12 protein-coding genes are annotated in these 24,620 nt (G+C 73.1%); 6 read left to right on the top strand and 6 right to left on the bottom strand.

Features of this window, described 5'->3' with window-relative positions; translation table 11 throughout:
• The first annotated feature begins 5 nt into the window (after positions 1-5).
• Both KYK13_RS27900 and KYK13_RS27895 read left to right on the top strand, forming a co-directional pair.
• Entirely contained in the window at positions 6-743 is a 738-nt protein-coding gene (locus tag KYK13_RS27900) for a murein L,D-transpeptidase family protein (protein WP_223635592.1), read from the top strand.
• A 65-nt stretch (positions 744-808) separates the two neighbouring features.
• Positions 809-2,308 carry an amidase gene (locus KYK13_RS27895; RefSeq protein ID WP_223635591.1) on the top strand — a complete coding sequence of 500 codons (1,500 nt, stop codon included), beginning with the start codon at positions 809-811 and terminating at the stop codon, positions 2,306-2,308.
• 1 nt (position 2,309) lies between these two features.
• On the opposite strand, the gene KYK13_RS27890 is transcribed toward KYK13_RS27895, so the two are convergent.
• Complete coding sequence (locus KYK13_RS27890; RefSeq protein ID WP_370645178.1) at positions 2,310-3,650, bottom strand: TonB C-terminal domain-containing protein; 1,341 nt, start codon at positions 3,648-3,650, stop codon at positions 2,310-2,312.
• A 213-nt stretch (positions 3,651-3,863) separates the two neighbouring features.
• Between KYK13_RS27890 and KYK13_RS27885 the strand changes: the two genes are divergently transcribed.
• The 4 genes from KYK13_RS27885 (at position 3,864) to KYK13_RS27870 (ending at position 11,610) form a co-directional block, all read left to right on the top strand.
• Entirely contained in the window at positions 3,864-6,956 is a 3,093-nt protein-coding gene (locus KYK13_RS27885) for a serine/threonine-protein kinase (RefSeq protein ID WP_223635585.1), read from the top strand.
• Positions 6,957-7,002: 46 nt separating this feature from the next.
• Entirely contained in the window at positions 7,003-7,869 is an 867-nt protein-coding gene (locus KYK13_RS27880; protein WP_223635582.1) for an NAD-dependent protein deacetylase, read from the top strand.
• Positions 7,870-8,023: 154 nt separating this feature from the next.
• Positions 8,024-10,042, top strand: coding sequence for a protein kinase (locus KYK13_RS27875; RefSeq protein WP_223635579.1), 2,019 nt, complete (start codon positions 8,024-8,026; stop codon positions 10,040-10,042).
• 29 nt (positions 10,043-10,071) lie between these two features.
• Positions 10,072-11,610: an adenylate/guanylate cyclase domain-containing protein gene (locus KYK13_RS27870; protein WP_223635576.1), complete on the top strand. Its 1,539-nt coding sequence runs from the start codon at positions 10,072-10,074 to the stop codon at positions 11,608-11,610.
• A 3-nt stretch (positions 11,611-11,613) separates the two neighbouring features.
• Here the strand turns inward: KYK13_RS27870 and KYK13_RS27865 are convergent, their stop codons facing one another.
• The 5 genes from KYK13_RS27865 to KYK13_RS27845 all read right to left on the bottom strand — a co-directional run bounded on the left by KYK13_RS27865 (position 11,614) and on the right by KYK13_RS27845 (position 24,618).
• Positions 11,614-12,294, bottom strand: a complete 681-nt coding sequence (locus KYK13_RS27865; protein ID WP_223635575.1) for a Crp/Fnr family transcriptional regulator — start codon at positions 12,292-12,294, stop codon at positions 11,614-11,616.
• A gap of 417 nt (positions 12,295-12,711) precedes the next feature.
• Positions 12,712-15,147 carry a penicillin acylase family protein gene (locus KYK13_RS27860; RefSeq protein WP_223635573.1) on the bottom strand — a complete coding sequence of 812 codons (2,436 nt, stop codon included), beginning with the start codon at positions 15,145-15,147 and terminating at the stop codon, positions 12,712-12,714.
• Positions 15,144-16,544, bottom strand: a complete 1,401-nt coding sequence (locus KYK13_RS27855) for an MFS transporter (protein WP_223635570.1) — start codon at positions 16,542-16,544, stop codon at positions 15,144-15,146. Before KYK13_RS27855 ends, KYK13_RS27860 begins: the two co-directional genes overlap by 4 nt.
• Before the next feature lie 90 nt (positions 16,545-16,634).
• Entirely contained in the window at positions 16,635-21,302 is a 4,668-nt protein-coding gene (locus tag KYK13_RS27850) for a type I polyketide synthase (protein WP_223635567.1), read from the bottom strand.
• Positions 21,295-24,618 (bottom strand): non-ribosomal peptide synthetase, encoded by a 3,324-nt coding sequence (locus KYK13_RS27845; protein WP_223635564.1) that lies wholly within the window; start codon positions 24,616-24,618, stop codon positions 21,295-21,297. The genes KYK13_RS27850 and KYK13_RS27845 overlap by 8 nt, the downstream gene beginning before the upstream one ends.
• Between the last annotated feature and the right edge of the window lie 2 nt (positions 24,619-24,620).

Below are 24,620 nucleotides of genomic sequence, written 5' to 3'. Positions count from 1 at the left end.
CGCCCATGAAGCTCCTGCTCGCCTGGGGTGTCCTGTTGGCCTCGCTGTGCGCGCACGCCGAGGACCGGGTCGCGGACGCCCGGAAGCGCCAGACGGCCGGCCTCGTCCGGACGTTCAAGGAGGCGGGGCTGACCTGGCCCCCGGAGGAGCTCTACCTGCGGGCCTTCAAGGTCGAGCGGGAGCTGGAGGTCTGGGCGGGCCGGCCGGGCCAGCCGCTGGTGAAGGTGCGCAGCTACCCCATCTGCGCGGCCTCGGGCGACGTGGGGCCCAAGCGGGCCGAGGGTGACTTCCAGGTCCCGGAGGGCTTCTACACGGTGGACCTCTTCAACCCGAGGAGCGCGTACCACCTGTCCCTGCGGGTGAGCTACCCGAACGCGCTCGACCGCAAGCTGGGCGCCGCGAGGCCCGGGGGCGACATCTACATCCACGGCGACTGCGTCAGCATCGGCTGCCTGGCCATCGGGGACGGCCCCATCGAGGCGCTGTACGTGATGGTGTCCGAGGCCCGCGCGCGCATGGGCCGGGACGTGCCGGTGCACCTCTTCCCGCGCCGGCTGGACGTGGCGGGGCTGGCGGCGCTGGAGTCCGCGTCCGGCGTCACCGCCGCGCAGAAGGCCTTCTGGCGCGGCCTGGAGCCGGGCTACCGGCTCTTCGAGGAGACCCGGCGCCCGCCCCGGGTGAAGGTGGATGCGGCCGCGGCGGCGTACGTGGTGACGCCGGCGCCCCAGGCCCGGGCGCGCTGAGGAGTTGGTAGAACCGTGGGGGCGGGGGCCGCGGCCATTGCCGGCCCCCGGATGAGGGCACGCACATGAAATCATCGGTCTCGCAACAGGGGGCCTCGGGCTCCGGGCGCGCGCGAGCGCTCGTGTCCCTCACGGCGACCGAGCTGGCCGCGGCCCTTCGCGAGCGTCAGGTCACCTCCGTGGAGGTGCTGGACGCCTTCCTCACGCGCGCGCGCCAGCACAACCCCGCGCTCAACGCGGTGGTGACGTGGGACGAGGCGCGGGCCCGGCAGAGGGCCGAGGCGGCGGACGCGGCGCTCGCGCGGGGGGAGTCGTGGGGCCCGCTGCACGGCGTGCCCTTCACGGTGAAGGACGCGTTCAGCACCGAGGGGCTGCGCACGACGTCCGCCCATCCGCTCTTCGCCGAGCACGTGCCCGCGCGCGACGCGGCGGCGGTGGCCCGGCTCAAGGCGGCGGGGGCCATCGTGTTCGGCAAGACGAACCTGCCGCCGTTCGCCGGGGACTTCCAGACGGCTGGGCCGCTCCTGGGCCGGGCGAACAACCCGCATGACCTGGCGCGCACGCCGGGCGGCTCCAGCGGTGGCGCGGCGGCGGCGGTGGCGGCGGGGCTCACCCCGTTCGAGCTGGGCAGCGACATCGGCGGCTCCATCCGGCAGCCCGCGCATTACTGCGGCGTCGTGGGCATCAAGCCCACTGAGAGCCGCGTCTCCACGCGGGGCCACATCCCGGACATGCCGGGCGGACCGCGCCACGTGCGCCACATGGCGTGCGCGGGGCCGCTGGCGCGCTCGGTGGCGGACGTGCGGCTCATCCTGTCCCTCATCGAGGGCGCGGATCCGCTCGCCCCGGAGGTGCCGCCCGTCGCGCCGCTGGGGGCCGCGAAGCCCCGGGCGCTGAAGGGGCTGCGGCTGGCGTGGACGGACGCGCTGGGGCCCTTCCAGTCCGACCGCGAGACGCGGGAGCTGTTCCAGCGCTTCATCGCTGCCGCGCGCGCGGAGGGCGTTGGGGTGGAGCAGGCCGTGCCGTCGGGGCAGGACTTCGCGGACCTCGTGGAGGTGTGGGGCCTGATGGAGGGCGCCGAGGTGGGCGCGCCCCTGCCTCCGCCCGCGCGCGAGGGCTACCAGCAGCAGTTCCTTCCCTACGAAAGCGACCGGCTGGCGAGGGCCATCCTCCAGGGCACGCGCCTGGACATGGCGGGCTACGGCGCGGCGCAGACCCGGCGGGACGCGCACATCGCGCTGCTGGAGGACTTCCTGTCCGGCTGGGACGCGTGGCTCGTGCCGGTGGCCATGACGGCCGCGCCGGTGCACCGGCCGTTCGGCGCGGCGGTGGAGGTGGATGGGACGCCTCGCGGCTATCTGGAGGCGCTGGGTGGGTTCACCTGCGTGTTCAACGCGACGGGGAGCCCCGTCGTGGTGTTCCCGCTGGGGCGCACGTCGTCGGGCCTGCCGGTGGGGGCCCAGCTCGTGGGGCGGCGATGGGCGGATGGGGCTTTGCTCGACGTGGCGGAGGCGCTGATGCCCCTGGGCGGCGGCGTGCGGTGGCCGGAGGCGTTCACGCCCTGAGTCAGTAGACGCGCAGGAGGTGCGAGCGGCATTCGAAGTGCGGGTTGCGCACGTCCACGACGTAGACCTCGCCGGTGGTCTCATCGAAGTTGCCGGCGAGGAGTCCCGCGGCGGCCAGGGCGGCGAGGTAGACGTTGTCCGTGCCCTTCTTCATGTCACTCATCTTGCGCACGTAGACGACGCGGCCCTCCACGGCCCACACGCTGCGGATGCCGTCGGTGTGCACGCCCATCGCGTCCGACGGCGGCGCGGGGACCTTCCCCAGCGCGGGCGGGACGGCCTGGAGCACGTAGTCGTCGTAGGCGCGGTTGCCGCTGCGGCTGATGAGCTTGACCTCGCGCAGGACGCCGTCCGGGCCCTGGGTCAGCTCCAGCGTGACCGTGAGCTTCATCGTGCTGACGCCGTGGGCGAAGTCCTGGAGCTCCTCGCCCGCCTGGGTCCGGCTGCGCAGGCGGTTGTAGGCGGGCTCGTCGCGGGCGCGCCGCGCGAGCATCTCGCCCGGCGTGGGGGCCTGGCGTCCGGGCATGCTGCCGGGGGAACCGGTGGCGCCGAACTGCCTGGCCTTCTCCGCGTACGCGTACATCAGCTGCTTGGGGAAGCTGGGCATGTCGAAGAGGGGCGGGGCGTCCATCTGCTTCTCCAACTGCGCGCGCAGCGTGCCGAAGTAGGGATGGATGCGGCCGGTGTCCACGCGGTCGCGCGCGCGGCGTTCGTCGACGATGCCCTGCACTCGCTCCGACACGCGCGCGTGCTCCTCGGCGGCGAGCGCTTCGGCGGACAGGCTGGGGTCACCGGGCCGCAGCGTGCGGCCCCCGCCGCGCGAGTTCTCCGGGGTCGTGATGATGACGCCGGAGCTCGAGCCGGGAGCGGGGAGCAGGTTCGGGGAGAGGACGCCCGGAGTCTGTGCGCGCGGAGCGTCCGCGGTGGGCCGGTCCCCATCCGGAACGCGCGTCGCGATGTCCAGACGTGGGACCTCCTCCCGCGCGCGCGGAGTGTCTTCGGAGGGAGCGGGCTCACGCGTCGCGGCGGGAGGCGAAGGCGGCTTCGAGGGTTCACGCGTCGCGGCGGGAGGCGGCTTCGACGGTTCGCGCGTCGCGATGGGCGGCGGTGGCGCGGGGCCGTTCTTCAGCGGCTCACGTGTCACGCCGCCAGACGGGGGCGGCTGGCCCACCGGTGTGGCCGGGGGGACGGAAGGGGAGGTGACGATCTCCACCTCCAACGCCTTCGCGCGCGGCGGCGCCTTGCGTCCGGTGGACGGCGTGGGACCCCACGCCCACAACAGCGCGAAGACGAGGGCGTGCAGCGCCAGGGAGAACAGCCCGGCCCATCCGAGACGTCGCAAGCGCCGCATGCTCGCACCCTACAGAATACCTCCCCTCTCTCAATACAGAGGGGCGCGTGCGTTCTCGAACCGACGTCCCACTTACCGAGCAGGCGACCCGTCAACGCTTGAAACGTCCCGGAGGTGACTCGACGCCCGACGTGACTCCTGCTGTGCTGTTGCCGCCTTCCGCGTGCCCCCATGCCCCTCGCCTGTCTGGACGAATCCACGTTCATGCACCTCCTGCTCGGGACGCTGCCTCCCGACAGGGCCGCGCTCGTCGACGAGCACCTGGACACGTGTCCCTCCTGCCGGCGCATGGTGTCCGAGGCGCTGAAGGTTCAGCCCCCGGTCTCCGACGCGCGCGTGCCGGAGGAGGAGGTGCTGGACAGCCAGCTGGCGACGCTGGCGGTGGACCCCTGGCGTGGGAAGAAGCCGCGCCTGCGCCTGCCCACGCCGCCCCTGGCGCGCGGCACGGCGGTGGGCCGCTACCTCATCCTGGAGATGCTGGGCGTGGGCGGGATGAGCGTGGTGTACGCCGCCTATGACCCGGAGCTGGACCGCCGCGTGGCGCTCAAGCTCCTCCAGGTGGAGGCGCTGGGGCTGGGCGCGGAGGCCGGCCGCACGCAGGTGCTGCGCGAGGCGCAGGCCATGGCCCGCGTCTCCCACCCGCACGTCGTCTCCGTCTTCGACGTGGGCACCTTCGGCCGGCAGGTCTTCCTGGCCATGGAGCTGGTGGACGCGCACACGCTGCGCAAGTGGGAGCACGACGGCCCGCACCCGTGGCGCCAGGTGGTGGAGGTGTTCCTCGCCGTGGCCCGGGGGCTCGCCGCCGCGCACGCGGTGGGCGTGGTGCACGGCGACGTGAAGCCGGAGAACATCCTCGTGGGCCAGGACGGCCGCGTGCGCGTCACGGACTTCGGCCTGTCGCGCATCATGTCCGGCGCCGTGGCCCCGCCGGTGCTGCCCGGAAGCCCCGCGCACCCGCGCGCCATGGAGGGCGGCACGCCCGCGTACATGGCCCCGGAGCAGTTCCCGCCCGAGGAGCGCACCGACGCGCGCAGCGACCAGTTCGGCTTCTGCGCCGCGCTCTACGAGGGCCTCTACGGCGAGCGCCCCTTCGCGGGCAACACGGTGGAGGAGCTGTCCCAGGCGGTGCACGCGGGGCGCGTGAAGAGCGTGCCCCGGCACTCCGGCGTGCCGCAGTGGCTGCGCAAGGTGGTGGTGAAGGGCCTGTCCGTGAAGCCCGAGGACCGCCACGCCTCCATGGAGGCGCTCATCGCCGCGCTGGAGTCGGACCCCGCGGCGCGCCGGACGCGGCGGCTGCGCGTGGCGGGCGCGTCCCTGTTGATGCTGTCCGCGGTGGGCCTCACGCACGTGCTCCACGGCCGGGACGCCACGGGCTGCGAGGGCGCCATGCGCGCCATGGACGGCGTGTGGGACGCGTCCCGTCAGCAGGCGGTGGAGGCGGCCTTCGTCGGCACCGGGCGCCGCTTCGCGCACGACGCCTTCCGGCACGTGCGCCGGGGCCTGGACGCGTACACCGCCGCGTGGGTGACGACGCGCACGGCGGCGTGCGAGGCCACCCGCGTGCGCCACGAGCAGAGCGAAGCGGTGATGGCGCTGCGCATGCGCTGCCTGGACGCGCGGCTCGCGGACGTGGCCGCGCTCACGCAGCTCTTCACCCAGGCGGATCCGGACCTGGTGGAGCGGGCGCCCCGCGCGGTGGAGGGGCTGTCCCCGCTGGCGGTCTGCTCGGACGTGGAGGCGCTGACGTCGCGAGGCCACTCCGCGCCGGATGACGCCGCCGTCCGGGAGCGCACCGTCGCGCTGCTCCAGGCGCTGGTGGACGCCCGGGCCCTGCGCGCCGCCGGCCGCTATTCGCAGGGCGTGGCGCGCGTGGAGCCGGTGGCCCAGGCCGCGCGCGCCGCGGGGGACTGGTCCGGCGCCGCGGACGCGCTGCTGCTGCTCGCGGAGCTGAAGGACGGCGCCGGGGACTACCGGGGCGCGGAGGCCGCGGTGCTCCAGGCCGCATGGGCCGCGGAGGCCGGCCGCAACGACGACGCCGCCGCGCGGGCGTGGACGCTGGCGGTGCGCGTGACGGGCGAGCGGCTGGACCACTACGCGCAAGGACAGCAGGCCGCGGAGCGCGCCAGCGCCGCGGTGGAGCGGCTGGGGAGCAGCAGGGAGCTGGCGGGCGCGCTCGCGATGAACCTGGGCCGGCTCTTGTCGCGCCAGGGCCGCTACCCGGAGGCCCACGAGCAGCTCACCCGCGCGCTGTCCATGATGGAGAAGCGCTTCGGCCCGGAGGCCCTGGAGGTCGCGGACGTGCGCGTGGAGCTGGGCACCGTGCGCCGCTCGCAGGGGCGCGCGGAGGAGGCCCTGGCCCTGTACGAGCGCGCCCTGGGCACCGTGCGCGGAGCGCTGGGGCCCGAGCACCCGGACGTGGCGCGCATCCGCCTGGAGCAGGCCAGCGTGCGCTGGCAGCAGGGGGACTTCGCGCAGTCGGAGCGGCTGGCCCGGGGCGCGCTGGCGCTCCTGGAGCGCTCGCTGGGCATGGACCACCCGCAGGTGGCGGACGCGCTCAACAGCCTGGCGCTGGCGCTGCAGTACCAGGGCAAGCGCGAGGAGGCGCTGCCCCTGTACGAACGCGCGCTGCACATCGCGGAGACGACGGAGGGGCGCGACAGCTCCACGGTGGCCATCATCGTCAACAACATCGGCACGCTGCTGGTGCACATGGGCCGGCTGGAGGAGGCCACCCAGCGCTTCGCCACGGCGCTCGAGCAGGTGGAGAAGAGCCTGGGCCCGGACCACCCCACGCTGGCGCTGGTGCTCCGGGGCATGGGCCAGACGCTCAGCTACCGCAACCAGCCGGACCAGGCGCTGCCGTACTTCCAGCGCGCCGCCGCGCTCCAGACGTCCCTGCCGGACGACGTGAACGGAGGCTGGACGGGGGCCCTGGTGGACCTGGGGCGCACGTACATGGTGCTCGGCCGTCCGCGCGAGGCGCTGGCCCCGCTGGAGAAGGCCGTCGCGGGCTGGGAGCGCGCCCGGCCCCGTCCCGCGGAGCGCCCCGCCGCGCGCTACATGCTGGCCCGCGCGCTGTGGGACGCGAAGCAGAACCCGTCCCGCGCCCTTCAACTCGCCGCCGAGGCCCGCCAGGAGGCCGCCGCGCTCCCGGACGAGGAGTCCTCCGTGCCGGAGCTGCGCCAGGCGATGGACCGCTGGATTGGCAAGCTGCCCCCCGCCGCGCGCAGGGACATCAAGGCCGCCATGGCCACGCCCAAGCCCGCGGACCCCGCGAGGGACGCGCTCGTCCGGTGAGCGCCCCCGGGCAGGCGCGAGGGGCCCGCGTTATACGGAGGCTGGAATGACGCTCCGCATGGACTCCCCTGTCGCCGCCCTCCCGCCCGAAGCGGGCGTGGACGCCCTGGCCTCGCTCTTGCGTGGACGCCGCGTCGTGGTGCTCACCGGCGCCGGATGCAGCACCGAGTCCGGCATCCCCGACTATCGCGGCCCGGAGACGCGCCACAAGGTGCGCAACCCCATCCAGCACCGCGAGTTCCTGCACCAGCCGGAGGTGCGGCAGCGCTACTGGGCGCGCAGCCTGCTGGGCTGGCCGCGCTTCACCTCCGCCCGCCCCAATGCCGCGCACTTCGCGCTGGCCGCGCTGGAGAAGGCGGGCGTGGTGCCGGGGCTCATCACCCAGAACGTGGACGGCCTGCACCCCGCGGCCGGCAGCGAGCGCGTGCTGGAGCTGCACGGCGCGCTGTCTCGCGTCCGGTGCCTCGCGTGCGGCGCGCAGGAGCCACGCGCGTCGCTCCAGGCGCGGATGCTGGGCCTCAACCCGGACTTCGCGCACACCGTCGTGGAGCTGCGTCCGGACGGCGACGCGGAGCTGTCGCAGGAGGCGGTGGAGGGCTTCCGCGTCCCCGCGTGCACGCGCTGTGGCGGGACGCTGAAGCCGGACGTGGTGTTCTTCGGGGACAACGTCGCGGCGCCGCTGGTGCAGGACGCGTTCGCGCTGGTGGAGGAGGGGGACGCGCTGCTCGTGGTGGGCTCGTCGCTGACGGTCTACTCGGGCTACCGCTTCGTCATCCGCGCCTCGGAGCGGCACATCCCCATCGGCATCCTCAACATCGGGGAGAGCCGGGGCGACGCGCTCGCGGATGTGCGAGTGGAGGCGCGGGCGGGAGACGTCCTGCCCCAGCTCGCCCATGCGCTGACCCGCACCTGACGTTCCTCCTCCCACACCCGCCGTGCAGCCGTGCGGCCGGGCCTCGGGGGGCGGCGCTGAATGGGCACGCCGGGAGAGGGGCCAAGTGTGCCATCATCCCCGGCTTCGCGAGGCACGCGCGCCAGGCCGTGCCCGGGACGGAGACACAGGGCCGATGGACACCGGGCGCCCGCTGGGCGGCAGGTACGCGCTGGAGCGCAGGATTGGCGGCGGTGGCATGGGCGCCATCTGGCGGGCCGTCGACCTGCAGCTGCAGCGGCACGTGGCCCTCAAGCTCATCGCGTCCGACGTGGTGGCCCGCACGCCGGAGGCCCACCGCCAGTTCGAACAGGAGGCGCAGGCCGTGGCCCGGCTGCGCCACCCGCACGTGGTGCAGGTGCACGACTCGGGCGTGGACGGCGGCGTGCCGTACATCGTCATGGAGCTCCTGGAGGGCGAGGACCTGGAGACGCGCTTCACCCAGCAGGGGCGCCTGTCCCCGGCCCGGGTGGCCGCGCTCGTCACGCCGGTGGCCCGCGCCCTGGCGGCGGCGCACGCGGCGGGGCTCGTCCACCGCGACCTGAAGCCCGCCAACCTCTTCCTCGCCCACGTGGACGGGGAGGAGGTGGTGAAGGTGCTCGACTTCGGGCTCGCGCGCTCGCTCATCCCCACGGGCGCGCCCGCGCAGGCGGAAGGCCTCACCGGCACGCTGCGCTACATGAGCCCGGAGCAGCTGCGCGCGGATCCGGACCTGGACGCGAGGGCGGACCTCTGGTCGCTCGCGGTGGTGCTCTACCGCGCCCTCACCGGCCAGTTCCCCTACGGCCCCGAGTCCGTGGGCGCGCTCCTGCGTGGCGCCTTCCATCCGCCCGCGGTGCCCGTGTCGCAGCTCGTGCCGGAGCTGGGCGCCGCCGGTGACGCCTTCTTCCAGCGCGCGCTGCACCCGAAGCTGGAGCAGCGCTTCACCTCCGCGCGCGAGCTGGCGGCCGCCTTCGTCGCGCTGGTGGAGGCGGGCCGCGCGGGTCAGGCCGCCACGGTGCTGGTGGTGGACGACGAGCCGGACGTGGAGCTGCTCATGCGCCAGCGCTTCCGCCGGCACGTGCGCGAGGGCGTCTACCGCTTCGTCTTCGCGCGCGACGGCGAGGAGGCCCTGGAGGCGCTGCGCCAGCACCCGGACACGCACGCCGTCCTGTGCGACCTGAACATGCCGCGCATGGACGGGCTCACCTTCCTGTCGCGCGTGGGGGAGGTGGATCCGCTGGTGAAGGTGGTCATCGTCTCCGCGTACGGCGACATGCCCAACCTGCGCACGGCGATGAACCGGGGCGCGTTCGACTTCCTCGTGAAGCCGGTGGACCTGGACGACCTGGAGTCCACGCTGGCCAAGACGGTGCGCCACGTGGCGGAGCTGCGCCGCGCGGTGCGCTCCACGGAGGAGAACGCGCTGCTGCGCATGTTCGTCAACGGCGGCATCGTGGACCGGGTGCTGCCGCTGGTGCGCGGCCCCGGCGGGCTCGCGGGCGAGCAGGTGGACGCCACGGTGGCCTTCCTCGACGTCGCGGGCTTCACCGCCGTCACCCGCCAGCACCCGCCGGAGTCCGCGCTGCGCCGGCTCAACGCCAACTTCGAGGTCATCCTCCCGGAGCTGGAGTCGCGCGGCGGCGTGGTGGACAAGTTCCTGGGCGACGCGGTGATGGCCGTCTTCCAGGGCGAGGGCCACGTGTCGAGGGCCCTGGACGCCTGCCTCGCGGTGAAGCAGCGGCTGCAGGGCCTGGCGTGGAGCGGCGGGGATGCGTCCCCCTACGCCCACGGCGTCTGCATGGGCGTGGACACCGGCCCGGTGCTGTCCGGCAACGTGGGCGCCGCCGGGCGAGGACGCCTGGACCACACGGTGCTGGGCGACGTGGTGAACACGGCGGCGCGGCTGGCCACCGTGGCCGCGCGCGACCAGGTGCTGGTGAGCGAGGCGCTGGCCGCCCGGCTCGAGAGCACCTTCGACTGCCGGCTCGCCGGCGAGCGGCACCTGCCGGGGCCCGGGGGGCAGACGCTCACCGTGCGCGAGGTGGTGGCCCGCCACGGCAGCCAGTCCATCTCCTCCGAGGACCGCACCTCCGAACAGGTGGCCCCCGCCGTCCTGGAGGCGCCCGCCTCTCCGCCCCGGCCCGGGGCCTTCACGGCCAAGGGGCCCACCTGAAGCCCGTCCTCCCCACGCGGTCCTGACGCATGCGCCTCATCCTCAACCCAGGCCAGGTGGATGAACGGGTGGTGATGCTGCCGGAGGGCACCACCACCATCGGCCGCACCGAGGAGAACGGCATCCGGGTGCCGCACCCCAGCCTGTCGCGGCGCCACGCGCGGCTGGAGCGCGCGGGCGGGCGCGTGGTGCTGGTGGACCTGGACAGCAAGAACGGCAGCTTCGTGGGGCCGCACCGCGTGTCGCGCCAGGAGCTGGGCCACGGCCAGTCCTTCCGCTGCGGCGAGGTGTGGTTCCAGCTGGTGTCCTCGGACACGCCGCTGCCGGATGGCTGGGGCCCGGTGCGCACGCAGCCCCTGGAGACGCGCTTCTCCAGCGGGCCCATGGAGGCGCTGCTCGACACGCGCTCGCCGGACCGCACCCGCGACAAGCTCCAGGTGCTCCTCAAGGTGGGGCAGATCCTGTCCTCGCCGGGCCCGGTGGACGGGCTCCTGGAGCGGGTGCTGCAGCTCGTCTTCCAGATCTGGGCGGTGGACCGGGCCGCGGTGCTGCTGGTGGACCGGGACACGGGCACGCTGGTGCCGCGCGTGGCCCGGGGCGCGCAGGGGGGGACGCTGCCGGAGCGCTTCTACAGCCAGCACATCGTGGACTACGTGCACTCGCGCGGCGTGGCGGCCCTCTTCACGGACGCGCAGGACGACGCGCGGCTGGTGGGCGCGGACTCCGTCTTCCGCCAGTCCATCCGCGCCTCCCTCTGCGTGCCGCTGCGCACGCGCGACTCGGTGCTGGGCGTGCTGTACCTGGACAGCCTCAAGCACGGCGGCCTCTTCACCGACGAGGACCTGGAGTTCCTCACCGCCTTCGCCAACCAGGCCGCCATCGCGCTGGACCACGCGCACCTGGCGCGGCGGCTGGAGGAGGAGGCGGTGCTGCGCAACGCCTACCAGCGCTTCTTCCCGCCGGACGTCGTGCGCCAGCTGAAGGCGCTCAGGGGCGTGCCGCTGGAGGTGCGCGAGGCGAACGTCACCATCCTCTTCTCCGACATCACCGGCTTCACCGCCATGTCCTCGCGCCTCAAGCCCCGGCAGGTGGTGGACATGCTCAACGCGTACTTCCCGGTGATGGCGGACGTCGTCTTCCGCCACGAGGGCACGCTGGAGAAGTACATCGGCGACGCGCTGATGGCCGTGTGGGGCGCCCCCTTCGCCCGGCCGGACGACGCGGACCGGGCCGTGCGCGCGGCCGTGGAGATGCAGCACGCCCTGGCGGCCCTCAACGCCCGCTGGAAGGCGGAGGGCGCGCCGGAGATTCAGGTCCACATCGGGCTCAACTCCGGCCCGGTGGCCGCGGGCAACATCGGCTCGGAGCGCTACCTCCAGTACGCCACCGTGGGGGACGCCACCAACGTGGCCTCCCGCGTGTGCGGCGTCGCGCGCCCGGGCGAGGTGCTGGTGACGGAGGCGACGCGCGCCCTCCTGGACGCGGACGCCTTCGCGCTGGAACCCCTGGAGCCAGTGAAGGTGAAGGGCCGCGACGAGCCCCTGCGCCTCTTCCGCGTGCGCGGCTGACGGCTACTCCGCGTCCTGGCCCAGCCGCTCCGGCTGGATGAGGACGATCTGCCCGCCCTCGAAGCTGAGCATCCCCTCGCGCACGTAGTAGCGCAGCCACTTGTTGACGCTCTCGCGGGTGACGCCGCACAGGTTGGCCAGCTCCGACTGCGTGAGCTTCGGGGTGATGACCAGCCCTTCGGAGGACGGCTTGCCCTGCGTCTTCGCCAGCTCCAGCAGCACCCGCACCAGCCGGCTTCGCGCGTCCAGGAAGGCCGAGTCGTACACGAGCTGCGTCGTGCGCCGCACCAGCCGGCTCATGTTCGCCAGCAGCGCCAGGCTCACCTGCGGCCGGGTCTCCAGGTAGCGCCGGAAGTCCTCGCGCTGGAGCGTCAGCAGGTGCGCCTCCTCGCGCGCCAGCGCGTCCGTGGAGCGCATCTCCCCGTCCAGCAGGGACAGCTCCCCGAAGGCGTCCCCCCGGTCCAGCAGCGCCAGGGTGATTTCCCGCCCCTCGCTGGAGGACAGCCGGATGGCCACCTGGCCCCGCCGGATGATGAACAGCGCCGTGCCCACGTCCCCCCGGTGGAAGATGACCTCCCCCCGGGCGAAGCGCCGGGGCTGGAGGAGCGACGACATGTTCTCCAGGTCCTCCCGGCCGAGGCTCTCGAACATGGGGATTTCGGCCAGCAGCTGCGCGTAGGACATGAGGGGACCGCCATTCTGCCCGCATTCCCCGCATACAGGTAGGGAACCCTCCCATCCAGGCCCGGTGGACAAGTCCGGCGGGTGTGAACGCCTTCACACCGCGCCTGTGGGCCGCTTCACAGATCGAAACAGAAGGTCCCAGTACTGTTCCTTCATCGCAGCACGGGAAGCAGGGGGGACCGCGCAGCAGCAACACGGTGCGTCACGGAGTCGGGGGACTTCTGGGCGCACCGGGACACGCGCGGGAAATGGGGGGACCGCAGGGGCTGGCACATAGAAGGGGGAAGCGTCGAGTTTCTGAGGGGGAACTCGACGCGAATACGAGTGCCGGCTCCCGCTGGAGCCTGAAAAGCAATGGACCCGGGCCTGGAGGCCCGTCGCTCCGGGGGGAGTGACGGCCTTCAAGTCCGGGTTGTTTTATTTGGCCAGGGCCACCGCGGGCGCGAGCGTCAGCGTGGCCTCGCGGTGCTTCTCAACGGCCTCGCGCGTGTGGAGCATGGGGTGGAACTCCACCTTCCGGTGGAGCTCCATCAGGTCGTCGCGGTGCTTGTGGAACAGGTGCTCCGACTGCCCCGGCGCGTGGATGGACACGGAGCGGGACAGGTCCGCCAGGTCCACGATCATCCGCAGCGCCGTGCCGTGGACCACCTTGAAGGGGCGGCTCCAGAGGAACGAGGCGCCGTCCACGGAGTAGTTGTCACCCCGGGCCGGCACCGCGCGGGTGTTGAAGACGCGCCGGATGGGTCCGGGGATGGCGGGCCCGCCCAGCATCTGGTGCGCGTAGGTGAGCTGGTGCACCTGGCCCCAGGCCCAACCCTCCGGCTTCGGGCCGTACGTCTTCACCAGCCACGCGGTGGCCACGCCCAGGGCCGCGCGGAGGATGTCGTCGCGCGTCTCCTTCTCCGGCGTCTTCGGGTCGTCCCACCAGGGGCTGTCCGGCTGGGACATCAGGCCGATGACGAAGGGCATGTGCAGGCTGCCGTGCCGTTCGTACTGGCCCATCAGGTATTCCGCCACCAGCGACGGCTCCAGCTTGTGCTGGAGCAGCTTGCGCAGCACCTCGATGTACCAGGCCTGGAACACCGTGGCGCCCACGGCCTCCGGCTCGAAGCGCAGGTCCCACGCCTTCAACGCCTCCACCGCCTGGCGCTGGACGTCGTCGGCCGGGAGGGCCGCCGCCAGGAAGTAGGGCCGCAGCGCCTCCGCGGGCAGCGAGTACGTCTCCGCCTGGATGTCCCGCAGGGTCTGCACGGTGTGCTGCGTGCCGGCCTCCAGGAGGTCGGTGATGCGCTTCGCGCGGTAGCCGGGGAACCAGTTGTGCGCGATGAGGTGCGGGTAGTCGTCGGAGGTAATCTTGTTGTTCGCCGAGGCGGCGTAGCCCGCGGGCGGGTTGAAGGACGCGGGCAGCTCCTCGAAGGGGATGAAGCCCGTCCACTCGCTGTCGCCCGTCCAGCCCGGCATGGGGATGAGGCCCTGGTGGCCCTGGCGGATGGGAATCTTCCCCGTGGCCTGGAAGCCCACGTTGCCGGCCGTGTCCGCGTACACGAAGTTCTGGCCCGGCCCCTCCCAGCACTTCATGGCGGCGCGGAAGGACTCCCAGTCCGCCGCCAGGTTGAGCTTCAGCACGGCGTTGATGAGCGGCTGGCATTCGCGGTGCGCCCACTTGAGCGACAGGGGCTCGCCGTCCTTGAGCTCCTCCGCCATGACGACGTTCATCAGCGGGCCGTGCCGCGTGCTCTTCACCTCCAGCACCACCGGGGCGCCGCCCTTGACGGGGATCTCCTCGCGGCGCACCTCCAGGTCGTGCCAGACGCCCTGGTAGAGGTACTGCTTGGGCGCCTTCGGGTCGTCCAGCTTCTCGATGTAGAAGTCCTGGGTGTCGGGCCCCAGGTTGGACATGCCCCAGGCCACCTTCCCGTTGTGCCCGACGATGAGCATGGGCACGCCGGGCAGGGAGAAGCCCACGTGCTGGAAGCGGCCGCCGTGCAGGCCGTTCTCGTACCAGGTGGACGGCATGCCCAGCGGGATGTGCACGTCGTTGGCGAGCAGCGGCTGGCCGCTCTTCGTGCGCTGGCCGTGCACCACCCAGTTGTTGCTGCCGGAGACGATGTTCGGGTCGCCCATCACGGCGTCCACGCTGTCCAGGCCGGACATCGCCTTCACGTCCTTCAGGCCCGGCAGGCGCGCCTCTTTCGGGACGATGAGCGGCGTCTCCGGCGCGTTCTGCGGCAGCAGCGCGTTGGCCACCTCTTCACCCACCGCCGCCACCAGCCGCGCGCGGAAGAGCTCCAGGCGGTGGTTTCCGCCCAGCATCATCGCCAGCAGGTTGCCGCGCGCGAGCGAGTCCACCGGCGTCCAGGGCGCGGGCGTGGTGTCGAAGACCGTGAACTCGTAGGGCAGCGGCTCCGCGGCGATGCGCGCGTTGATGCCCGCGCTGTAGGCCTCCAGGATGCCGCGCGCCTCCGGGTCCACCTGGGACCAGGACTGCTCGGCCATGTGGCGCAGGCCCATGGTGCGCAGGAATTGATCCGCGGACACGCCCATGGGGCCCAGCAGGGTCGCGAGCCGGCCGTCCACCAGCCGGCGGCCCATCTCCAGCTGCCACAGCCGGTCCTGGCCGTGCACGTAGCCCTGGGCGAAGAACAGGTCGTGCTCGTCACGGGCGAAGAGGTGCGGCACGCCCCACGTGTCGCGCAGCACCTCCACCGTGCCGTGCAGGCCGGGCAGGGTGAGGGTGCCTTCCTCGCGAGTCCAGCGGCGGCGGGCCAGCCACGGGCCCATGCCGGGGGTGGCCACGGCCATGGCGGACGGCAGCATGCGCAGCATGCGCAGGACCTGGGAGAAGGCACTCATGACGCGGAGGCTCCAGCGGTGGGGGCGTTGGGGGGGACGGTGTCCGCGGCGGCGGGCGGCGTGTCCGGGAGCGCGTCCGGCAGCTCCTTGTCCACGTGGCGCAGGCGCGGGTTGAGCCAGCCGGCCGTGACGTTCGCGAGCGTCACCAGGCCCAGGACGATGAAGATGACGGCGATGCCGCGCCCCGGACCCACGCCCAGCAGGCGGCCCATGCTGCTGGCGAGCGCGCCTCCCTGACGCATGGCCGGCTCGAAGAGGTCGTCCGCGAGCGGCCCCGCGAGGAGGCTGGCGAGCGGCGACACGCACAGGAGGATCATCCGCTTCACGGCGGCCGCGCGGCCCTGGAGGTCCGCGGGAATCTTGCGCTGCCAGATGGACTGGATGCCCGCCATCACCGGCGGCATGGTGAACAGGTAGAGCGCGGCGGCGGTGGCCACCAGCGGCACGCTGGGCCGCGGCGCGGCCAGGAAGAGCACCACGCCCGACAGCGCATGGAAGCCCAGGATGCTGTGGAGCTGATTCTTGGCGCCGCCCCAGATGCCCATGCCGACGGCGCCCAGCAGCGCGCCCACGCCCGCGATGGACGCGATGATGCCCAGCGTGGAGATGTCCGTGAAGGCGAGCACCAGCGGGGTGATGAGCAGCACCACCAGGTCCATGCACAGCACGGACACGGCGGTGAAGGCCATCAGGGCCAGCAGGCCCTTGCGCGAGCTGATGAAGGTCCAGCCCTGCTTCATCTCCGCCAGCAGCGACCCCTTGCCCTGCTGTCCCTCCTCGGAGACGGGGGGCCGCGGGAAGCGGACCATCAGCAGGGTGGTGACGGCGACGAGGAAGCTGCAGACGTCCACGGACAGCACGCCCACCAGGCCCACGCTGTCGATGAGCGCGCCCGCGATGATGGGGGAGAGGATCTGGCTGGCGCCGCTGGCCACCTCCGCCATGGCGTTGGCCCGGCCCAGGTGCTGCTTGGGCACGATGAGCGTCACCGTGGCGAAGAAGGCCGGCCAGCGGAACGCGCCGAAGCACGCGCCCAGGGAGACGGGCAGGTAGAAGTGCCAGGCCTTGAGCTCGAACAGGCCCTTGTTGCTGGCCAGCACCATGCCGAAGATGAGCAGCGTGGTGAAGCCGTTGCCCAGGTCCGCCAGCAGCATGGCGCGGCGGCGGTCCCACCGGTCGATGAGCGTCCCCGCGATGGGCGACAGCACCACCATGGGAGCGAACGCGAAGAAGGACAGCAGCGCGAACTGCGTGGTGGAGCGCGTGTCCAGGAAGATCTTCGCGCCCACGCCGAAGGCGGTGAGGCCCGAACCGAGGATCGAGATGAGCTGCCCGAACCAGGTGATCCAGAAGACCCGCATGGGCTGGGTGATGGTCAGGCGTTGCGCGAGGCTCATTCCACGTCTCTTTCTCCTGGGGGCAGGAGGGTCAGGGGCCCGCGCACGGTACTACGGGACTGCGCGCGGGCCCGGCGTTGCTGACGGATTTCAGCTCTGCTCCAGCTCCGCGAGCATGGCTTCCAGGGCTTCGGGGTCGAGCTGGCTGGCGCTCGCCTCCACGATGGCCACCGTCATCACCTCCACGGTGGGGGACTCGAAGAGGGCGCGCATGGACAGCTCGACCTGGAAGGCCTCGCGGATGCGTGACAGCAGCTGCACGCCCAGGAGCGAGTGGCCGCCCAGCTCGAAGAAGTTGTCGGTGATGCCCACCGACTCCACGCCCAGCAGGTCCTGCCAGAGCGCGGCGACCTTCTCCTCGGTCTCGTCGCGCGGGGCGACGAAGGCGTTGGCCAGCGGGGGGCGCGGGTGCTTGCCGCTGGTGCTTCCTCCCGCGCGGGGAGCGGAGGTGCCTTCGCGCGCCACCTGACGCCGCGCCTCCAGCGAGCCGAGGGACGCGAGGAAGCGTCCGCCGGTGGGCTGCGTGAGCAGCGCGCGCAGGAGGCGGAAGCCCTCGGCGGGCGGGATGACGGCGTCGGGCCTGAAGCCCTCGCCCACGCCCCACACGTCCCAGTCCACGGTGTACCAGCGGGTGCCGCCCAGCCGCGCCTGACGGGCCACCACCGCGTCCATGCCGGCGTGCGCCGCCGCCACCGCGCTGACCGCCATGCCGCCGAGCACCACGGTGAGGGAGGACTGCACCACGACGAAGTCCGGACGCCGCGACGCCAGCGCCTCCGCCAGCTGCGTGAGGCCTCCGAGGCGGCCGGCCAGCAGCGGGGCGGTGGCCTCGGGCGTGGCCTCGGCCACGGAGATGCGGGTGGCCATGCCGCCGTCGCCCGCCGTGTAGAAGACGCCGTCGATGCGGCCGAACTTCGCCTCGGCGCTCTGGAGCGCCTTGTCCAACTGCCCCGGCGCTCCCGCGTCCGCGCGCAGCGCCAGCACCTGCGCACCCGCGCGCTCCAGCGCACGCATCCGCTCGATGGCCCTGGACGTCGCGTCCTGCGCGTCATGGCCCGCGCGCCACGCGTCCCACTCGCCGGGGGCGGGCAGGGTGCGGCGCGACAGCAGCACGAGCTTCGGCTTCACCGCTTGCGTGAGCTGCTCCGCGAGCGCGAGCCCCACGCGGCCCAGGCCGCCGACGATGACGTAGACCCCGCCGTCCTTGAGCCCGCCCTGCGCCGAGGTGCCGGTCGCGGCCGTGGAGGCTGACGCACCCGGCGTGGACGTGGCCGCTCCGGGCGTGCCCAGCGTGGTGGTGCCGAGCACCGCCGCGGGGGCAACCCCCGTCGTCGCCGCAGGGGCGGTCGCGACGGTGGGGACGTCGAGGGGCTCGAACGCCTCGACGTGGCGGTACGGACCGCGCAGCGCGACCACGGCGTCCTTGCCGGTGGCCAGCTCCGTCACCAGCCGCTCCAGCCACGGACCCGACGCGGATTCCTCCGGCGCGGGCCAGGTGACATCGACCGTGCGCACGGTCAGGCCGGGGTACTCCTGCGGCAGCACGCGGCTCGTGCCCACCGCGGCGGACTGCCAGGGCAGCAGCGGCTCCTCGCCCGTGACGTCCTGGGCGCCAGTGGTCACCACGTCCAGCGCCACGGGCGTCTTCGCCGCGCCCGGGCCCACCGCCTTCGCCAGCGCGAGCAGCCCGTGGAACGACATCGCGAGCCCCGACTCCAGGTCGCGCGGCTCCTTCAGCAGCGGCCACAGGTACGCGATGTGCCCCGGCGTCCACTCCTCGCCGCGCAGGCGCTCCAGGTGCTCACCCAGCGCGTCCGGGGACGCTGGGTCCACGGCGAAGCGCTTCGTCACCGGATCCGACGCGCCCCGTCCCGCGACGAGCGACACCACGTCCGCGCCCGCCTGGCGCAGCCGCTCCGTCACCCGCGCGGCCACCGGCGTGTCCGCCTCCAGCACCAGCCAGCGCTGGCCGGCCAGCGATGGCACCTGCGGCGAGGCGCGCGTGCGCGGCCACGCGGGCACGGTCAGCTCCACTCCCTGCGCCGTGCCGGTCCGCACCGCGGTGGTGGCGGCGCGGGGCATCGCGGGCGGAGGGCCCTTGAGCAGGTCGTAGCGCTCGCGCTGGAAGGGGTAGGCGGGCAGGGGGATGCGGCGGCGGGCCTCGCCCTTGTAGGCGCGGCCGGCGGTCGTCTTCGCGCCCGCGAGCCACAGCTTCGCGAACGCGTCCATCGCGTGCGTGAGCGCGTCCTGCTGGGCGTCGCGCGGCGCGGGCAGCGTCGTGAGGATGGCCGGGAAGGTGCCCTCCTGCGCGTTGCGGCGCACCAGCGTGGCCAGCGCGTTGCCGGGACCGACCTCCAGGAACACGTGCTCGGGGTCGTTCAACAGCAGCGTCGCCGAGTCCTGGAAGCGCACGGCGTCGCGCAGGTGGCGGGCCCAGTACGCCGGGCTCACCGCGTCCTCGCGCGTCACCCAGGTGCCGGTGACGTTGGACAGGTAGAGGTCCTTCGGCTCCTTGCGCGAGACCTTCGCCACCGCCTGGCGGAACTCCTCCACGATGGGGTCCATCATCTGGGAGTGGAACGCGTGCGAGGTGTGCAACCGCGACACCTCCACCTTCTGCGCCTCCAGCTTCGCCTGGAGCGCATCCACCGCCTCCGAGGGCCCCGCCACGACGGTGAAGCCCGGCGCGTTGATGGCCGCCACGGAGATGCGCGCGTCCATCAGCGGCGCCAGCGCCTCCGGCGTCATCCGCACGGACAGCATGGAGCCCGCGGGCAGCGACTGCATCAGCCGGCCGCGCGTGGCCACCAGCGCCAGCGCGTCGTCCAGGCTGAACACGCCGGACAGGCACGCGGCCACGTACTCACCGATGCTGTGGCCCACCATCGCCTGCGGCGTCACGCCCCAGGACGCCCACAGCTTCGCCAGCGCATACTCGATGACGAACAGCGCGGGCTGCGTGAGGGAGGTCTGCTTGAGCTGCTCGGTGGCCTTCTCGCGCGCGTCCGCGGGCGGGTAGAGCACCGTGCGCAGGTCCAGCCCCAGGTGCGGCTTCAGCTTCTCCGCGCACGCGTCCACCTCCGCGCGGAAGGCGGGCTCCTGCTCGTAGAGGCCCCGGCCCATGTCCACGTACTGCGAGCCCTGACCGGAGAACAGGAACACCACCGGCCGGCGCGTGTTGGTGCCGGAGCCTCCCAACAGCCGCCGGGCGTCCCGCAGCGCCGCCTTCGCGTCCGCCACGTCCTTCACCACCACCGCGCGGCGGTGCTCATGCGCGTGGCGGCCCACCTGGAGCGTGTACGCCACGTCCGCCAGGGACACGTTCGGGTGCGCGTCCAGGTGCGCGGCCAGCCGCTCCGTCGCCGCGTCCAGCGCCGCGGGCGTGCGGGCGGACAGGGGCAGCACGTGCCACGCGCGGCGGGACGGCGCGGGGGCTCCGGCCTTGGGGGCCTCCTCCAGGATGACGTGCGTGTTGGTGCCTCCGATGCCGAAGGCGCTCACGCCCGCGCGGCGCGGCCCGTTCGGGGACGTCCACGGCCGGGGCTGCGAGGGCACGAAGAAGGGCCCCGCGTCAAAGTCGATGACGGGGTTGGGCTGCTGGAAGTGGGGGCTCGCGGGGATCTCGCCGTGCTCCATGGCGAGCACCGTCTTCACCACGCCCGCGATGCCGGCCGCCGCGTCCAGGTGGCCGATGGCCGCCTTGAGCGAGCCCAGCGCCACGCGCTTCGGGCCCGTCTCCTTCCCGCCGAAGGCCTGGTTGAGCGCGGCCACTTCAATCGGGTCGCCCAGCGGGGTGCCCGTCGCGTGGGCCTCCACGTACTGGATGTCGTCCGGCGTGACGCCGGAGATGGCGAGCGCCTCCGCGATGACCGCGGCCTGGCCCTCCACGCTGGGCGCGGTGAAGCCCACCTTGCCCGCGCCGTCGTTGTTCACCGCCGTGCCCAGGAGCACGCCGTGGATGGTGTCGCCGTCCTTCAGCGCGTCCGACAGGCGCTTGAGCACCACCACCGCCGCACCCGCGCCGCGCACGGTGCCGTTGGCCTTCGCGTCGAACGCGCGGCAGTAGCCGTCCGGCGAGAAGATCATCCCCTCCTGGTAGAGGTAGCCCGCCGTCTGCGGGAAGGACACGGACGAGCCGCCCGCGAGCGCCATGTCGCTCTCGCCGGACAAGAGGCTCTGGCACGCCAGGTGGAGCGCCACCAGCGAGCTGGAGCACGCCGTCTGCACCGTCGCGGCGGGACCGCGCAGGCCCAGCCGGTGGGACACGCGCGTGGCCACGTAGTCCTTGTCGTTGGCCAGCATCACGCCGAACGAGCCGGCCGCGTCCATCAGGTCCGGCTGCCGCATCAGCGCGCGCAACAGGTACGAGCTCAGGCTCACGCTCGCGTAGACGGCCACCGCGCCCTTGAAGCGGCCCGGATCATATCCGGCGTTGTCCAGCGACTCCCACGCGCACTCCATGAAGATGCGCTGCTGGGGGTCCATCAGCTCCGCCTCGCGCGGGCTGTAGCCGAAGAGGCCCGCGTCGAAGTCCGTCGCGCCCTCCAGCACGTAGCTGGAGCGCACCCACTGCGGGTGGGAGCGCAGGGCCTGCGGGACTCCCGCCTCGTCCAGCTCCGCGTCCGTGGGCACGCGCCGCGCGTCACCGCCGCGCCGGAGCATCTCCCAGAAGCCCTCCAGGGTCTGCGCCCCGGGGAAGCGGCCCGACAGGCCGACGATCGCGATGCGCTCCTCGCCACCACCCACTGCGTCACTCATCCGCGTCTCCATCCGTTTCCACCCGACCCCGCGAGGCCACCGCGCGGCGGTTGACCGTGCGTCGCGCCTCGGCGCGGGAGCGGCCCGCCTGCGCCGCGTCCTCCGAGGGCGTGTCCTCCCGGCGCGACAGCCGCGCCGCCAGCGCCCGCACGGTGGGGTACTGGAACAGGTCCGTGAGCGCCAGCGTCACGCCGAGCTCCGCCGTCAGCCGGCGGTGGAGCTGGAGCGCGAGCAGCGAGTTGCCACCCAATTCGAAGAAGGGGTCGTCCAGGCCCACCCGCTCCACGTGGAGCAGGTCCTTCCACGCCTGGGCGATCTGCTGCTCGATGGCCGTCCCCGGCGCCACGAAGGGCCGGGACGGATCCGCTCCGCCCAGCTCCGGCGCGGGCAGCGCCTTGCGGTCCGCCTTGCCGTTGGGGCTGAGCGGCATGCGCTCCAGCACCACGATGTTGGACGGGACCATGTACTCGGGCAGCCGCTCCAGCAGGTACGTGCGCAGCGCCGCGCCCTCGGGCTTTCCGTCCTTGCCGGTGACGTAGGCCACCAGCCGCTTCTGGCCCGGCCGGTCCTCGCGCGCGAGCACCACCGCCTGGCGCACCGTGGGGTGCTTCTCCAGCGAGGATTCAATCTCCCCCAGCTCGATGCGCAGGCCGCGGATCTTCACCTGGAAGTCCGCGCGGCCCAGGTACTCGATTTCGCCGTCCGGCAGCCACCGCGCCACGTCGCCCGTGCGGTACATGCGCGCGCCCGGCACCGTCGCGTACGGATCCGGGATGAAGCGCTCGGCCGTCAGCGAGGGCCGCGCCAGGTAGCCGCGCCCCACCTGCACGCCGCCGATGTAGAGCTCGCCCGCGGCGCCCTGGGGCACCGGCTGCAGCTCCGCGTCCAGGATGCGGATCTGCGTGTTGTCCACCGGCCGGCCAATGGGCACGGAGCGGCGGCCGTCGTTCGCCTTGCACGCGTGGAACGTCACGTCCACCGCGGCCTCGGTGGGGCCGTAGAGGTTGTGCAGCCCCGCGCCGGGCAGGGTGCGCAGGCACAGCTCCTTCAGCTCCAGCGGCAGCGCCTCACCGCTGCACACCACGCGCTTGAGCGACGTGCACCCGGCCACGCCCGGCTCGTCCAGGAAGGCCTGGAGCATGGAGGGCACGAAGTGCAGCGTGGTGACGGACGCGGAAGAAACCAGCGCCTTGAGGTAGCCCGGGTCCTGGTGTCCGCCGGGCTTCGCGACCACCAGCGTGGCGCCCGTCATCAGCGGCCAGAAGAACTCCCAGACGGACACGTCGAAGCTGAACGGCGTCTTCTGGAGCACCACGTCCTGGGACGTGAGCCCGTAGGCGGACTGCATCCACAAGAGGCGGTTCACCACCGGGCCGTGCGCGTTCATCGCGCCCTTGGGGCGGCCCGTGCTTCCGGAGGTGAAGATGATGTACGCCAGCGAGTCCGCCGTGGCGGTGGGAGAAGGCGCGGTGGTGGGCTCGCGGGCAATCTCCTCCCAGCCCGTGTCCAGCTTCACCACCTTCGCGTCCGACGACGGCAGCCGCGACAGGAGCCGCTCCTGCACCAGCAGCACCGGCGGACGCGCGTCCTCCAGCATCCAGCCCAGGCGCTCCTGCGGGTAGCCTGGATCCAGCGGCACGTAGGCGCCGCCCGCCTTCAGCGTGCCCAGCAGGCCCACCACCATCTCCAGCGAGCGCTCCACGCACAGCCCCACGCGGACCTCCGGCCCCACGCCGTGCTTGCGCAGCGCGTGCCCCAGCTGGTTCGCGCGGGCGTCCAGCTCGCGGTAGGTGAGGCGCTGGCCCTCGAAGTCCAGGGCGACGGCGTCCGGCGTGCGCGCCACCTGCGCCTCGATGAGCGACGTCAGCGTCGCGTCCTTCGGGTGCGTGACGGCGGTGTCGTTCCAGTCCCTCATCACGCGCTGGCGCTCGGCGTCCGGCAGGAGCGGCAGGCGGGAGATGGGCAGGTCCGGCTGCGCGACGATGCCCTCCAGCAGCGTCAGGTAGTGACCCAGGAGCCGCTCCGCCGTGGAGCGCTCGAAGAGGTCGGTGCTGTACTCGGCGGTGACGCGCAGGCCCTGCGGCAGGTCCACCAGCAGGAGCGACAGGTCGTACTTCGTCGTGCCGGTGTCCACCGGCTTCGCCTCCATCACCACGCCCGGGGCCTCCAGGGCCGGCATGGGCGCGTTCTGGAGGACGAACATCACCTGGAAGATGGGCGAGTGGCTGAGGTGCCGCTCCGGCTTGAGCGCGTCCACCAGCCGCTCGAAGGGGATGTCCTGGTGCGCGTACGCGTCCAGCGTGGACTCGTGCACCCGGTTCAGCAGCTCCTTGAACGTGGGCTTGCCGGACAGGTCCGAGCGCAGCGCCAGCATGTTCACGAACAGGCCGATGAGCCCCTCCACCTCCGCGCGCGGACGGCCCGCGATGGGCGTGCCCACCACGATGTCGTCCTGGCCCGTGTAGCGGGACAGGAGCACGTTGAACGCGGACAGCAGCGTCACGAAGAGCGTGCGGCCCTCGCGCTGGCCCAGCGCCTTGAGCGCCTGGGTGAGGGCGGGGGACAGGTGCATCACCTGCCGCTCGCCCTTGGAGCTCATCAGCGCCGGGCGCGGCTTGTCCTGCGGCAGCTCCAGGAGCGCGTTGGGGTTGAGGCGGTTCTTCCAGTAGGTGAGCTGCCGCTCCAGCTCCGCGCCCTGGAGCCACTCCTTCTGCCACGCCGCCCAGTCCGCGTACTGCAGGGGCAGGGGCTTGAGCGGCGAGGGCTGGCCCTCCAGGCACGCGCGGTACAGCACCGCCAGCTCGTGCACGAGCACGCCCATGGACCAGCCGTCGGAGACGATGTGGTGCTGATCCACCAGCAGCACCTGCTCGCCGTCGCCCAGGAGCATCAGCACCGCGCGCAGCAGCGGACCCTGCTCCAGGCTGAAGGGCTGCTGCGCGAGCATCACCACGCGCCGCTGGGCCTCCGCCTCACGCTCGGATTCCGGCAGGCCCTGGAGGTCCATCACCTCCAGCGGCACCTCGGCCGAGGAGGCGATGAGCTGCACGGCGCCGCCCTCGCGCTCCTGGAAGGTGGTGCGCAGCGTGTCGTGCCGCTCCACCAGCAGGGCCAGGGCGCGGCGCAGCGCGTCCGTGTCCACGGTGCCCGTCAGGCGCACCGCGGTGGGCATGTGGAAGGCCGCGCTGCCGGGGCTCCACTTGTCCAGGAACCACATCCGCTCCTGCGCGAAGGACAGGGGGGCCTGCTTCGCGGCGGGGCGCGACTTGTCCTTCAGCAGCGCCGCCAGGCGTGCTCGCTTCTCTTCGGGCGTCATGT

It is taken from the genome of Corallococcus sp. EGB (genome assembly GCF_019968905.1).
Taxonomy (GTDB): Bacteria; Myxococcota; Myxococcia; order Myxococcales; family Myxococcaceae; genus Corallococcus.
This window is presented reverse-complemented; position numbering and strand designations above follow the sequence as displayed.

Excerpts from the sequence above, each read along its gene's own strand:
- KYK13_RS27900 (WP_223635592.1), top strand. The coding sequence starts at position 6 with ATGAAGCTCCTGCTCGCCTGGGGTGTCCTGTTGGCCTCGCTGTGCGCG.
- KYK13_RS27895 (WP_223635591.1), top strand. The coding sequence starts at position 809 with ATGAAATCATCGGTCTCGCAACAGGGGGCCTCGGGCTCCGGGCGCGCG.
- KYK13_RS27885 (WP_223635585.1), top strand. The coding sequence starts at position 3,864 with ATGCACCTCCTGCTCGGGACGCTGCCTCCCGACAGGGCCGCGCTCGTC.
- KYK13_RS27880 (WP_223635582.1), top strand. The coding sequence starts at position 7,003 with ATGACGCTCCGCATGGACTCCCCTGTCGCCGCCCTCCCGCCCGAAGCG.
- KYK13_RS27875 (WP_223635579.1), top strand. The coding sequence starts at position 8,024 with ATGGACACCGGGCGCCCGCTGGGCGGCAGGTACGCGCTGGAGCGCAGG.
- KYK13_RS27870 (WP_223635576.1), top strand. The coding sequence starts at position 10,072 with ATGCGCCTCATCCTCAACCCAGGCCAGGTGGATGAACGGGTGGTGATG.
- KYK13_RS27865 (WP_223635575.1), bottom strand. The coding sequence starts at position 12,294 with ATGTCCTACGCGCAGCTGCTGGCCGAAATCCCCATGTTCGAGAGCCTC.
- KYK13_RS27860 (WP_223635573.1), bottom strand. The coding sequence starts at position 15,147 with ATGAGTGCCTTCTCCCAGGTCCTGCGCATGCTGCGCATGCTGCCGTCC.
- KYK13_RS27855 (WP_223635570.1), bottom strand. The coding sequence starts at position 16,544 with ATGAGCCTCGCGCAACGCCTGACCATCACCCAGCCCATGCGGGTCTTC.
- KYK13_RS27850 (WP_223635567.1), bottom strand. The coding sequence starts at position 21,302 with ATGAGTGACGCAGTGGGTGGTGGCGAGGAGCGCATCGCGATCGTCGGC.
- KYK13_RS27845 (WP_223635564.1), bottom strand. The coding sequence starts at position 24,618 with ATGACGCCCGAAGAGAAGCGAGCACGCCTGGCGGCGCTGCTGAAGGAC.